At 53.7% G+C, this 13,718-nt stretch carries 10 protein-coding genes; 5 read left to right on the plus strand and 5 right to left on the minus strand.

The features are described 5' to 3' along the window. The first annotated feature begins 15 nt into the window (after positions 1-15). Positions 16-1,383, plus strand: a complete 1,368-nt coding sequence (locus MKX70_RS07470) for an aspartate aminotransferase family protein (protein ID WP_340839802.1) — start codon at positions 16-18, stop codon at positions 1,381-1,383. Here MKX70_RS07470 and MKX70_RS07475 read toward each other — a convergent pair. Next, the gene (locus tag MKX70_RS07475; RefSeq protein ID WP_340839803.1) at positions 1,349-3,037 is read right to left on the minus strand and encodes a PucR family transcriptional regulator; all 1,689 of its coding nucleotides are present in this window, start codon (positions 3,035-3,037) and stop codon (positions 1,349-1,351) included. The genes MKX70_RS07470 and MKX70_RS07475 overlap by 35 nt on opposite strands. Before the next feature lie 333 nt (positions 3,038-3,370). On the opposite strand from MKX70_RS07475, the gene MKX70_RS07480 reads away from it, so the two are divergent. Genes MKX70_RS07480 through MKX70_RS07495 form a run of 4 tightly spaced genes read left to right on the plus strand, consistent with a single transcriptional unit; the run spans position 3,371 to position 7,746 of the window. Further along, a complete protein-coding gene (locus MKX70_RS07480) occupies positions 3,371-4,759 on the plus strand; it encodes an NAD(P)-dependent oxidoreductase (protein WP_042240507.1) in 1,389 nt (462 codons plus the stop codon). 27 nt (positions 4,760-4,786) lie between these two features. Continuing rightward, positions 4,787-6,076, plus strand: a complete 1,290-nt coding sequence (gene preA / locus MKX70_RS07485) for an NAD-dependent dihydropyrimidine dehydrogenase subunit PreA (protein WP_042240504.1) — start codon at positions 4,787-4,789, stop codon at positions 6,074-6,076. A 1-nt stretch (position 6,077) separates the two neighbouring features. Next, positions 6,078-7,505: a dihydropyrimidinase gene (hydA, locus tag MKX70_RS07490; protein ID WP_340839804.1), complete on the plus strand. Its 1,428-nt coding sequence runs from the start codon at positions 6,078-6,080 to the stop codon at positions 7,503-7,505. A gap of 1 nt (position 7,506) precedes the next feature. Then, positions 7,507-7,746: a hypothetical protein gene (locus tag MKX70_RS07495; protein ID WP_042240499.1), complete on the plus strand. Its 240-nt coding sequence runs from the start codon at positions 7,507-7,509 to the stop codon at positions 7,744-7,746. A gap of 140 nt (positions 7,747-7,886) precedes the next feature. On the opposite strand, the gene MKX70_RS07500 is transcribed toward MKX70_RS07495, so the two are convergent. The 4 genes from MKX70_RS07500 to MKX70_RS07515 all read right to left on the minus strand — a co-directional run bounded on the left by MKX70_RS07500 (position 7,887) and on the right by MKX70_RS07515 (position 13,628). Then, positions 7,887-8,384 (minus strand): GNAT family N-acetyltransferase, encoded by a 498-nt coding sequence (locus MKX70_RS07500; protein ID WP_340839805.1) that lies wholly within the window; start codon positions 8,382-8,384, stop codon positions 7,887-7,889. Positions 8,385-8,493: 109 nt separating this feature from the next. Then, positions 8,494-9,165: a hypothetical protein gene (locus tag MKX70_RS07505; protein ID WP_042240494.1), complete on the minus strand. Its 672-nt coding sequence runs from the start codon at positions 9,163-9,165 to the stop codon at positions 8,494-8,496. A gap of 231 nt (positions 9,166-9,396) precedes the next feature. Further along, a complete protein-coding gene (locus MKX70_RS07510; RefSeq protein WP_052416781.1) occupies positions 9,397-10,491 on the minus strand; it encodes a response regulator in 1,095 nt (364 codons plus the stop codon). A gap of 11 nt (positions 10,492-10,502) precedes the next feature. After that, the gene (locus tag MKX70_RS07515) at positions 10,503-13,628 is read right to left on the minus strand and encodes an ATP-binding protein (RefSeq protein ID WP_052416780.1); all 3,126 of its coding nucleotides are present in this window, start codon (positions 13,626-13,628) and stop codon (positions 10,503-10,505) included. Positions 13,629-13,718 lie beyond the last annotated feature (90 nt).

A 13,718-nucleotide genomic window follows, 5' to 3' on the forward strand; every position in this document is an offset into this window, starting at 1 on the left:
AGAGGAGAGAGTGCCGTGCAGAGCCTGGGCAAAGAAAGCGAGCAGTTGCTCAAGAAGGATCAACAGTACCTATGGCATAATATTACGCCATACAGCGAGAAGAACCCGCCGATGATTGCCGCATCAGCAAGCGGTTCATGGGTTACCGATATCGATGGCAACCAATTTCTGGACGGGATGTCCGGGCTATGGTGTGTGAATGTCGGGTACGGGCGTAAGGAGCTGGCGGAAGCGGCCTACAATCAGCTGCTGACGCTGCCGTATTTCCCGCTGACACAGAGCCATATGCCGGCGATCGCTCTGGCGGAGAAGCTGAACGAATGGCTGGAGGATGATTATGTCATCTTCTTCTCCAACAGCGGCTCGGAAGCCAATGAAGCTGCCTTCAAAATCGCCCGCCAGTACCAGCAGCAGATTGGCCAGCATTACCGTCATAAATTCATTGCCCGTTACCGCGGATATCACGGAAGCTCGATGGGCTCCCTGTCGGCCACCGGCCAGGCACAGCGCAAATACAAATATGAGCCGCTCAGTGGCGGATTCCTGCATGTGGCTCCGCCTGACAGCTACCGCCGTCCTGAGGGGATGACCGAGGAAGCGTTCAACCTTCAGAATGCACAGGCTATTGAGGATATGATCATCTGGGAGGGCGTAGAGTCGGTCGCGGCGGTGATTATGGAGCCGGTCATTACCGGCGGCGGCGTGATTGTGCCGCATCAGGTCTACCTGGACAGGGTGCAGGAGATTTGCCGTACCCACGGTGTGCTGCTGATCATCGATGAAGTGATCTGCGGCTTCGGACGGTCCGGCCGTAAGTTCGGCCACCACAACTTCGGAATCAAGCCGGATATTGTCACGATGGCCAAGGGGCTGACAAGCGCCTACCTGCCTTTGTCGGCCACGGCGGTACGCAAGGAGATCTATGAGGCCTTCAAGGATAGCAGCGATGACTACGGCCACTTCCGTCATGTGAATACCTTCGGCGGCAATCCGGCTGCCTGTGCGCTCGCGCTGCGTAACCTGGAGATTCTGGAGCAGGAGAATCTGGTGGAGCGCGCCGCCATTCTGGGCAAAAGGCTGTCCGATGAATTCGCTAGTCTCCAGGATCACAAGCTGGTAGGTGACATCCGCAGCTTCGGGCTGGTGATAGGCATCGAGCTGGTTGCGGATAAAGCCACCAAACAGCCTGTTGACCTCAGCATCGTCAAGGGTATTATCGCGGAATGCAAATCCAAGGGGCTGATCATCGGCAAGAACGGGGATACGGTAGCGGGCTTCAATAATGTCCTCACGTTCGCTCCTCCTTTATCCTCCACCGATGAGGATATTCAGTTCATTATCGACACCTTCAAAGCTGTGCTGAACGGGAGCTGGGCAAACTGAACTTCTCCGGGTACAGGAACTGGTAAGCCCGCAGGGCCACCTGAATGGAGATTCGGTTCTCCGGAAGCATGAAGTCCTCGCCGAGCAGCTCGGTGATTTTGTCCAGCCGGTAGTAGAGGGATTGCCGTACAATGAACAGATTCCGCGCGGCAATCTGCTTGGAGCCGTCATGGTCGAGGTAGACGCGCAGTGTCAGCATCAGTTCGCTGCCCTTGGCCTCATCGTGGTCGATCAGCGGGCCGAGATAGCTGCGGATGAAATTCTCCAGCGTCTTGCCGTCGTTCAGGCTCAGCAGCAGCTGGAAGACGCCGAGTTCTTCATAGAACAGAATGGGCTTCTGGTAACAAGAATAGAGAGACAGCGCTTGTACGGCTTCCTGGTATCCGGCATGGGCATGCTTCAGACCTCTGTGGGACTTGCTGACTCCGGTAACGAGCTGCAGGTCCTTCAGCTTCTCGTCCGAGCGGATATGCTGCAGGGAGTCGAGCGCCTGCTGCAGCCGCAGCTTGCCGGGCAGCTTGGACTGGATGTCCAGGGCGATGACGGTCAGCCGGTTATTCTTCAGTGTAATCAGCGGACGGAGGGAGTACTTCTCGAAGATCGAGCGCAGAATGAGCGAGAGATGGAAGGTGATCGATTCCCAGTCATTCTCCGAGCTGTTCCATTTGACGTCACGCGGGTTCTCAATCTCGATCAGGCATACGCGGTACGGCAGCTCGTTAACCACATTGAAATCGGGTCCGACCAGCCCTTTGATCCGGTTATCATCCTGGCCGCGGCCGCTAACGAGCTCATCCACCCATAGATTCTCGGAGAAAAGCTTCCGTTCCTCCATATACCGCGTGCGCAGCAGCTCCTGGGCGATCGACAGGGAGGCCGAATCGAGCAGCAGGCAGTCGAATTCCTGCGGCTTGTGATTGCAGACCATCAGGATATAGGCCCAGGTCTGGTCTAAGGCTCCGACTGGCTTCAGGGCAATGGACTTATGGCCGTACTCACGGATATGCGGTGCGGCATCCGGTTGAACGCCCTCCATTTCTTCGCTGAAGGTCTCGAAGAAATTCAGCAGCGGCTGTTGCTCCTCGGGCGGCAGGGCCGGGAAGAAGAGGGGTTTACCTTGAATCTGCATATAGACAATCTGCGTGCGGGTGCTTTTGCATAGTAACTGCAATACCTTAAGGGTCCCCTGGGAGGTCAGCGTCAGACGGTGGAATTCGCGGGAGATGCTCTCCAGCTCCTGCAGCATGCGGTGATGGCGGTTGATGATGAGGGAATGCAGATCGAGCGTGATATCTACAAAACGTACAGTGCGGGTAAACTGGATCAGCGGGAAGTCGTGACGGCCCGCCAGATCAATCATTTCCTGCGGGATCGAGCTGAAATACGCTCCAAGCTCAATGCATAAACAGGCTGCGTTCTTATCGATCAAATTCTGCATAAAAGATAATGAAGCGGCTAAATCAGTGCTTGCACTCATCCCGGTGGTCAGAATCATCTCTTCTCCGTGAATCAGGCTGTCGAAGCTTGAGCTCTCCAGCACATGCACCCAGCGGACCGCCCGGTTCAGGCCGTTTCTTCCTCCAATCAGCTCGGCTTCCGCAAACAGCGGTCTCTTCAGTGCATCGCGGATCGTAAATACAAGTTCCCAATCCATAAGCTTCCCCCTCGCTTGAATGTATATCTTGCAGCCCGCCTGCGCGGCTTCCTCATTCTCAGCACATTCTCACAGGTAAAAAATAGAGTTTTGAAATTAGACAATGTGTCTAATGTAACGAAAAATCGAATTGACTATAGTTTTAATATAATATGTCAGGAAATATGACTCAATATTTAATTTTAGGGTGTTGATGTTGGCTTAGAGTTTATTTTACTACAATAATCCTGATAAGTAAGTAAAATATTAAGGCAATTATCGTAATAATGTTATATTATATAACACAAACCTGATTCGAATGCGGAAGCTATCATACAAAAGGAGGGATAACCGATGGAGCAGGCTTCACCGTTAACATTCACACCTGAACTATTCATGCGTAATTTTGCCGAGGCTGAGCCGGGACTTACCCGCAAAGGTGCAATCGAGGAATCCAACCGCTGCTTGTATTGTTATGATGCCCCTTGTATCAAGGCCTGTCCGACCAGCATTAATATCCCTTCCTTCATCAAAAGAATCGCCACCGATAACCTGAAGGGGTCGGCGCAGACGATTATGGATTCCAATCCGGTAGGTGCCAGCTGCGCCCGCGTATGCCCTACTGAAGAGCTGTGCGAGGGTGCCTGTGTCCTGAACGACGCTTCGGCGCCGATTCAGATTGGCCTGCTGCAGCGTTACGCTACTGACTGGGCGATCAGCAGCGGCGTTCAATTATTCAAGGCAGGTGTCCCCAACGGTAAAAAAGTCGCCGTGATCGGCGGCGGACCGGCCGGGCTGTCTGCAGCCAGAGAGCTGGCGCGGGAAGGCTTCCAGGTGGTGATCTATGAAGCGAAGCAGCTGGCAGGAGGCCTCGATACGCACGGGATCGTATCCTTCCGGCTACCGCAGTCTATCTCCCTGTGGGAAGTAGAGCAGGTAGAGAAGCTGGGTGTAGAGATCCGCACCGGAATGAAGGTCGGAGTGGATATCTCTGTAGAAGAGCTGAAGGCCGGGTATGATGCTATTGTGCTGGCTGCAGGCATGGGCTATGTCCCTCCGCTGGGCATCGAGGGCGAGAAGCTGTCCGGTGTCTATGATGCGATAGAACTGGTGGAAACCACGAAGACCGGGATTCCTACCCTGGAGCTGATGGGCCGGCGCGTTGCTGTCATTGGTGCAGGCAACACGGCAATTGATGCGGCTACCTGCTCCGTGCGGCTTGGCGCAGCGAACGTGAAGATGGTCTACCGCCGGACCCGTACGGAGATGACGGCCTATGACTTCGAATATGAATTCGCTAAGCAGGAAGGCGTGGAGTTCAGCTGGCTGACCCTGCCGAAGCGGATTGTCGGGGACGGGCTTGGGAATGTTACCGGTCTGGAATGTGTGCAGATGAAGCTGACGGGTGAGACCGGTCCGGATGGCCGCCTTGCTCCGATGCCGGTGGAGGGCTCAGAATTCATCCTGCCCGTGGACGCTGTAGTTGTAGCGATCGGGCAGAAGCGGCGGATTGACCTCATTGAAGCGCTGGGCTTGGAGCATCACCGGGGTGTAGTGAAGATTGACGGGGCAACCGGGCGTACCTCTGATCCGCAGATCTATGCTGCCGGTGATATCGTCTTCGGTTCCGGTGCAGGTGAAGCGATGGTTGTCTCCGCCGCCCAGCAGGGCAAGGATGCCGCCTATGCGATTGTGAAGCAAATGTCGGGTCATCAGGACAGTGTGGTTGGCTCTGCGGTATAGATTTCATAAGACAGGGAGGGAATATCAATGGCAGATCTCAGTATTGATTTTGCAGGAATCAAGTCACCGAATCCGTTCTGGCTGGCCTCTGCGCCGCCTACCAATACAGGTTATCAGGTGCAGCGTGCCTTCGAAGCGGGCTGGGGCGGTGCGGTGTGGAAAACGCTGGGCGAGCCGGTCATTAACACCTCCTCGCGGTTTGCTGCCGTTCATTTTAACGGGCAGCGTGTAGCGGGCTTCAACAATATCGAGCTCATTACCGACCGTCCGCTGGAGGTTAACCTCAAGGAAATCTATGAGACGAAGAAGAGATTCCCGAACAATACGATTATCGCTTCGCTGATGGTCGAGCCCAAGCAGGAGAAATGGCATGAAATCGTCAAGCGCGTCGAAGCGGTCGGCGTAGACGGCCTTGAGCTCAACTTCGGCTGTCCGCATGGGATGGCCGAGCGTGGAATGGGCGCAGCCTCCGGCCAGCAGCCCGATCTGGTGCAGGCGCAGACCGCCTGGGTCAAGGAAGTGGCGACAACACCGGTCATTGTGAAGCTGACGCCGAATATCACCGACATTACGGTCGTAGCCCGGCATGCCGTCAAGGGCGGCGCGGATGCAATCAGCCTGATCAATACGATCAACAGTCTGGCCGGAGTGGATATTCACAGCTGGAACACGATCCCGAATGTCGGCGGACAGGGTGCACACGGCGGCTACTGCGGTCCGGCAGTGAAGCCGATTGCCCTCAGCATGGTGGCGGAATGCGCCCGCGACCGCGCAGTCGGTGTTCCGATTTCAGGAATCGGCGGCATCTCCACCTGGCAGGATGTCGTAGAGTTCATGCTGATGGGCTCCACCGGCATTCAGGTGTGTACGGCGGTTATGCATCATGGCTTCCGGATTGTGGAGGAGATGATCGACGGCCTGAATAATTACCTGGATGAGAAGGGCCTGGCCTCTGTGATGGAGCTGATCGGCAAATCGGTGCCCAAGTATTCCAACTGGGGCGATCTCGACCTTAACTATAAAGTGGTTGCGCGGATTAACGAGGATAACTGCATTAACTGCAATAAATGCCATATCGCCTGCGAGGACGCTTCGCATCAATGTATCGACATGCTTACGAATGCCGAAGGCAAGGCGATTCTGCAGGTGCGTGAGGAAGATTGTGTAGGCTGTAATCTGTGTTCGATTGTCTGCCCGGCAGAGGGTGCGATTGATATGGTTGCACTGGATAGCGGAGCGGCCCCGATGACCTGGAATCAGCGTAATCAGGTCATTAGCGGATTAAACGGTTCTTATTCGGAAGTGGAGGTGGGTTAAGATGAAGAAGATCATCAAGAACGGCATTATCGTCACAGCAGCGGATACTTATACAGGGGATGTCCTGATTGAAGATGGGATCATCACCGGAATTGGCCTGAACCTTGAAGCGCCGGGAGCAGAGATTGTCGACGCTTCCGGCTGTTACGTATTTCCGGGGGGAATTGACCCGCATACGCATCTGGATATGCCTTTTGGCGGTACCGTCACTGCTGATGATTTCGAGACCGGCACGATTGCCGCCGCCTATGGCGGAACCACAACGGTTATCGACTTCTGCCTGACCACCAAGGGCCAGCCGCTGCAGCAGGCGGTAGACACCTGGCATAACAAGTCGCAGGATAAAGCAGTCATTGACTACAGCTTTCACCTGATGGTCTCAGAGCTTAACGACAAGGTGCTCGGCGAGCTGCCGCAGATTATTGAGAAGGAAGGCATCACTTCGCTGAAGGTGTTCATGGCTTATAAGAACACCTTCCAGGCTGATGACGGTGTGCTGTACAAGACACTGCAGGCCGCCAAGCGTGAAGGTGCGCTTGTAATGGTGCATGCCGAGAACGGCGATGTGATCGAGTATCTGGTGGATCAGGCGCTGGCCGCCGGCAACACCGATCCGATCTATCATGCGCTGACCCGGCCTCCCGAGCTGGAGGGCGAAGCCACCGGCCGGGCCGCATATTTAACGGGGCTGATGGATTCGCAGCTCTATGTGGTGCATGTCACCTGCGCCGAAGCCGCCTGGAAGATCGCGGAAGCACGCAAGAAAGGGCTGCGCGTCTACGGCGAGACCTGTCCGCAGTATCTGGTGCTGGACCAGTCAGCGCTTGAGAAGCCGGACTTCGAGGGTGCGAAGTATGTCTGGTCTCCTCCGCTGCGCGAGCAGTGGAATCAGGACGTATTATGGGATGCGCTGTGGAGCGGCACGCTGCAGACGATAGGTTCTGATCAGTGCTCTTTTAACTTCAAGGGACAGAAGGATCTGGGACTGGGTGATTTCTCGAAGATTCCGAACGGCGGGCCAACCATCGAAGACCGGTTCAGCGTACTCTACTCTGAAGGTGTGCAGAAGGGCCGCATTTCACTTAACAAGTTCGTGGATATTATCTCCACCTCCAGTGCCAAGCTGTTCGGCCTGTTCCCGCAAAAAGGCACAATCGCTGTAGGCAGTGACGCAGATATCGTCATCTTCGATCCGGCTGTAGAAAGAACACTGTCCGCAGAAACCCATCATATGAATGTGGATTATAATGCTTTTGAAGGTATGCAGGTTCAGGGCGAGCCGGTGTCTGTGCTCAGCCGCGGAGAATTCGTTATCCGCGACAAGGCGTTCGTCGGTACGGCCGGTGCGGGCAAGTATTTGCACCGCAAGCGTTTCGAGGCTGAAGCGTCCCGTCCGGTCCAGGCGGAAATCAGCGAAGGAGTGATCTGAGATGTCGGCATTCGAGGAGTTCGACCAAGAGCGGCAGGCGATTGACAGCCTCCTGCTGCAAGGATATACGGTTACCGGCATCTTCGAGGATCTGGACGGGGCGAAGGTCCGATTTATCCGCAGGGAGCCGGCCGGAGAACCGGTAGAGCTGCTGCTGCTTACAGCAGATGCACGCAAGCATGTGACGACGCTGATCTTTGGCGGCAGCAAGCCAGCGGCTCCGATTGAAACCCACACGTAAATCAACATATCGGATAGAGGGGCTGCGATCCTGGGATCGCGGCTTTTTGCCAATATTATCGTGACTGCAGTTCCTGCATTCTATAATAAAGACAGCCGGATCGCCCCTGAACATGGGCTGACCGGCTGTCTTTGCAGTAATTATTCGTGTCTGTATTCCTGCCGCAGGATAGACATGATCTGCAGCGATTCGAAGCCTTCCTCAGTTCGTACACATTCGCGCAAGATGCCTTCCGGTTTGAAGCCGGCCCCTTCATAGACATGCTGTGCTCTGGCGTTATAATCTTTGACGTCCAGCCACAGCCGGTGAGTATCTGTATGGGTGAAGACCCAGTGGGTCAGCAGCTTCAGTGTCATTGTTCCATAGCCGCAGCCCTTGGTCTCAATGACAATCCGCTGGATACAGATCGTGAGGTTACGGTCCTGAATTCCTGTAAGGATCACGTAACCTGCCGGTTCCCCGGCTGAGTCTTGAACAATCAGGTGCATAATATCTCCGTCATCCAAAGCTGCTGTGTGCTGATCCCTACTCCACTGGCCGATGAACCGGCGGTTTAGCTCAGCCCCTTCGGCATCCAGGACAAAGTCGAGATCTTCCAGGGTTGTTGCCCGTAACTTTATAATTTCTGAATGCAGCATAACAATCCACCTGCTTCCTGAGTATGTATACAGCTATAGTACAGGAAGGAGAGCCGGCTGCCAATTTGAAGTGTATCTGAAGCTGGATCTGGTTTTGATGGGTACTTCGCTACGCCAGACGGTTGGTTGACTCCAGTGAGAAGACGGAAACGGACGGGGATTGGGTGATTTCAACAGGCACGGGAGCGATTTCGTTAACATCGGGTGAGTAGAGATAAAAGCTGTTGCCCGCCTCAGAAGTTCGGATTCTGGTGAATTCATTCGCAAGGCTGATGGTCGAGGAGGACGCAAGCGTCTGTTCTCTGACCCGCAGCTTGAAGGTTATCAGCGTCTGGTCTACAGCCGGAATGAAGCTTAGCTTATTGGCAGCTTCGACTTGAATATCAATTCCGCGCATAGTGGTATTCATTCCGATATAGATGCTTCCGTCAACCGGGTTCTGGAAATTGAACTGGAACATATTATTCACTTCGTCACCTGGGGTAAAGTTCCTTTCAGTATAGACTGACTGCTGCGTGTATTCGGAGTTGTCGAATACCTGGCTGTCATATTGCACAATGAAGTTGAAATAGCTGTAGCCATGGTCATTAGGAGCGAAATCCCGCAACAGCAACAGCACGGTTACTTCTTCCCCGGGTAAATAAGAGCTTTTATCCGTGGCAACCTCTACAGACATCGCAGGAGTTGTACTATCTACAGTAACATCATGAATGATCGACATCATAAGTGGAAGCAATCGGGTGTTTTTGACAACTTTTTTGAATCCGGTCCATTTATTCATTATATAACCTCCATAGCTCTAATCATGGGTCCTGTGTCTGAATTAACTTGTGTAAGGCTATGGTAACAATTGTCACTGATAAAACACTGATAAACGTCGAATGATGACGTAAAATATCGAAACTATGAGCACAAAATATACATATTTTCGCTAAAAAGCAGCCTGGGCAGGAGGCCGGAGCTGCTTTTTTAGTGTGCTTTAATCTATTTATCTATGAACATGCTTCAGCATTTATTTGCCCAGCCGCTGGTAGACCTCCATGAACCATTCCGGCAGGTCATCGCCCGTCTCGGCTTGGTAGGAGTCTCTGAATTGGGTGAATTTTCGCTGCGCCCTCAGAGGCTTGCCGATTTCATAATAAATGGAGATCAATTGCAGGGCATAGCTCTCATCCAGCGGCTCCAGCTCGGTCAGGCGCACGGCATAATCTTCCGCTTCATAATGACGCCCGGCCTGTATCAGCTCCAGGGTAAGCTGCTCCAGCAGCTTGAGGTAGAGACGGCGGTATTTGTCGCGGGAGGAATAGACCCAGAGGCTGTCCAGCGATTGCAGCAGGTCCCCTTTGTACTGGGCGGCAGCCTCGCGCATCTCCTCCAGCTGATTGTTCTGCAGTGCGAGCGTGGCTGCCTCCATGAATCTTTCGGTATCGCCTTCGATCCCCCTGGATTCCAGCCGGTAGTTTTCCCTGTCGAAGGTCAGCTCAATACTGTCCTCCAGTGCAGCCTTCTTTAAGGTTTTGCGGATCTGATAGACAGTGGTGTGCAGATATTGCTTGCCCTTCTCATAGTTCCATTGCGGAAACACATCATTCAGAATTACGCTTACGCTGCCCTGTCTGTGAATCCATAGATAGGCGAATAACTCCTCCGCCTTATGAGTGCTCCATTTCACGGCTCCCTGTGGACCGGTCAGCTCATAACCGCCAAGAAGGCGGAAGGCCGTTTCGGCACTTCTTGTCCCGGTGGCGACGGGAAGCATACGCTTGGAGAGTATCTTGTTCCACGTCTTGAGCAGGCGGGAGGGGTCTACGGGCTTCAGCAGATAATCCACCGCCGACAGCTCAAAGGCTTCGACGGCATAATTCCGGTACGCTGTCACGAATACGATATCCGTGTCCGGTGAGAAGGGCAGCAGCTTCTCGGCAAAAGCCAAGCCGGACAGCTCAGGCATCTGGATGTCCAGAAATAGAATGTCAGGTTTATGTTCTACAGCAGCCGTAAAAGCTTCGCGCGGATTATCATACACAATAACAGAGGGAATGCCGTCACACTGAAGCAGCAGCTCACGCATCTGCTCCAGCGCTGGCCATTCGTCGTCAATAACCATTACAGATATACTCAGGAGACCTCATCCTTCCATGGGATTGTTATAAGTACCTCAATACCCCCGTTGCTCCCACGTGAAATGACAAGCGGATAGCCGAACTGTGTCAGCAGCCGGCGGTTGATATTCCGCAGGCCGATTCCGGTGCCTTCTCCATGTGGAGAACGGTAGCCCTCGTTCATCCAGGAGGAGAGCTGCTCATCGCTCATTCCCTTACCGTTATCGGCGACAGTAATGAGGATGGAATTGCCTTCCTGTCTGGTGGAGAGGATTACGGTTCCGCCATCAATCCTCTCCATCAGTCCGTGGCGTACGGCATTCTCCACGATCGGCTGCACAATCAGCGGCGGCAATGAGAATTCACTGACTTCAATATTATATTGGGCATTCAGCCGTTTCCCGAAACGGGCCTGCTCCAGTGACAGATAAGCCTCAATCAGTTCAAGCTCCTTCTCAAACGGAATCGCCGTTTCCTGATTGCTGAAATCAAAGCTGCCGCGCAGAAAGTGGCTCAAATCGTACAACAAATGCCGGGTTTTCTCATTGTTGCGTGTGCTCATCCAGATGATCGTATTAATGGCATTGTAGAGAAAATGCGGTTTGATCTGCGCGCGCAGCATCGCGATCTCCGAACTTAGCCGGTCGGATACCGATCGTCTCAGCTGTACCAGGGTATTGACGCGCCCCTTGAGATCGCTCCAGGCATAAGGCTTATGGATGAAGTCGTTAGCTCCGGCACGGAAGGCCGCCTCATTGAAGTGAAGCTGCTGTCCGGCAGTGGCCATCAGGATCGGCAGATCCAGAGGCGTGTAAGTCTGGCGGATCCTCCTGCACAGCTCTAGGCCCGACATTCCCGGCATCATGACATCGATGATGCAGAGGTCGAAATCACGGTCCTCTGCAAGCAGTGCCAGTGCGTCATTGCCGCTGCCCATACTGGAGATCGTATAATTCTCCAGCGACAGCAGGTTGGTCAGCGCCTTCAGATTGGCATAATCGTCATCCACAATCAGAATGCGGGGAGCGTAGGGGCCAGCCTGTCCGGTGGAGTGTGTTACTAGGGTGGTTCTGTACTTCCACTCTTCATCGACAGCTTCCGGAGGCGACTGCACCGGTCTAAGCAGTAGCTGACGGTCTTCCGGCTCCTCCTTAACGGCAGCGTCAGCCTGCCTGGCGGGGAGTGTGAAGGTGAAGCTGCTTCCGCGGCCAAGCGTGGAGGACACGGTAATCTTTCCCCCGTGCAATTCTACAAGCTTACGGGTAATGGCCAGACCCAGGCCCAGTCCACCAGTCTCCAGCGAATCGGCTTCGTTAACCTGCTCATAATCACGGAAGATGCTCTCCAGCTGTTCCTGGGGAATGCCCCGGCCGGTATCGGTGACCGTAACCGATATGGAATCATCCAGCTGAGCGGCCTCAATAATCACGCTGCCGCGATCGGTGAATTTCAGCGCATTATCCATCAGGTTGTAGAGGATCTGCATCAGCCGCTGTTCATCGGCCTGGACCAGGAACGCACCCGGCGGAATGCGGTTCTTGATACGGATCTCACCGTTTTTATTTAGAAACTGGAAGACTTCAATTACAATTTTCGCAACGCCCTGAATATCCACAGCACCCCAGTGCAGGGTGATGCGCTGCCGCTTGATCTGTTCATAATCTAGGATATCCCTGACCAGGAAGGCCAGCCGTCTTCCGGTTCCGAGGATCAGCCGCATATCCTCACGCTGTGAAGGGGTAAGCGGCCCGCCGGCGCCCTCATACATAGACAGTGAGATATTGATGATAGCATTCAGCGGTGTACGCAGCTGGGTCGAAGTCTTGAGCAGGAACTCATCCTTGTCCCTGTCCTTGCGTTCGAGCTGAAGGGAGAGCTGCTTGATCGTCTGATAGGCATGTGCATGCCGTGCAGACAGAAACAAACCCTCGGCAAGAACGAAGATGGGGCCGGACACCGGAGGGATAGCATATAGTCCTGTGCCCAGAAACAGGTTGGCGGAGAGCGAGGAGGTGAACATGATCGCAGCGACTACACCGATGAGCAAATAATAAGAACCGGTCTCCCGCCGCCAGGCAGCCTTCGCCATAACATAGAAGGTATAGCAGGCGGAGATGAGGCTGAAAATCAGCAGTATACTTGCGACGCGGGAGTAAACAGTAATTGTACTTGTAAGGACAATCAGGCAGAAGCCTAGTGAATAAATAAGGGTAATCCACCGGAAAAGCCGGGAATAGAGAGAAGGAAACAGGGAATAGGTATAGCTGGATACGAAATAGAATCCGATCACACTAGACATCGCCTGCAGCTTGCTGAATCCCTCGTAAGAGATCGAAGGGAAGTATTCAAAAAGCAGCTTCTCGCTGTGTGTCATCATGTAGAGGGCAATAGTGAAGCAATACATGGCCAATTGTAGGGAAGAGTTATCCTCCTTACGCTGCAACCCCTGTCCGAAGAAGTAGAGTCCGATAAAAGCAAAACCTGCCACCAGAAATATATCGTAGGTGCTGTTGCGCTGGTCCATGGCTCCTATAGCAGCAGGAGTGCCAATCCGGATAGACTCGGCAATTCCTCCGTTGGTATAAGTGAAGTTGGACACGTGAATCAGAATCTCAGCCTTATTGTTCTTGGCGCTGAAGGTAAGAGAATACGGGTTATTCCGCGGTTCAGTGTTCTGACGGGATATGCCCGGTATTCCACTTCCCTCCAGAAGGTTGCCGTTCACAAATACCAGACTGGCAAAGCGGATGCTGGTTACCTTGAGCGCAAAGGCGGGGATATCCGGCGGGAGCTGGACCAGCAGACGGTAAGTGGCATACCCATAACGGGAGAATCCGCTAGCTTCAGTACGCGGGGTCCAAGTCCCGGGCACGGTCAAATAAGCTGGCGCTTCCGCAGTCCTGGAGAGGTTCTCCTGCGGGTCCAGCAGTTGTTGCCAGTAGAATTCCCATTCTCCATCCAGCGGGAAGACAGCAGAATCATCGAAGGTACATGTGGACAAATCTATATAACCGGGATTCCGGCTAGTACATTCAGAAGCGGAGTTGTCGAGCAAGGGTACCAGGGCAGATGCGGCAAGCAGGCAGATGCACAGCAGGGCGAGCGTTCTTTTGGCCAGCAGACTATAATCAAATGGTTTCATGAAGACCTCACTTCGGGCTGACTGATAATTCGACAGGATAAGAGTATATCCAGGTTCATGCCGACTCTGTTACTAGTTGATTTCATCATA

Origin of the sequence: Paenibacillus sp. FSL R7-0312 (assembly GCF_038004445.1) — a bacterium.
GTDB lineage: Bacteria > Bacillota > Bacilli > Paenibacillales > Paenibacillaceae > Paenibacillus_AQ.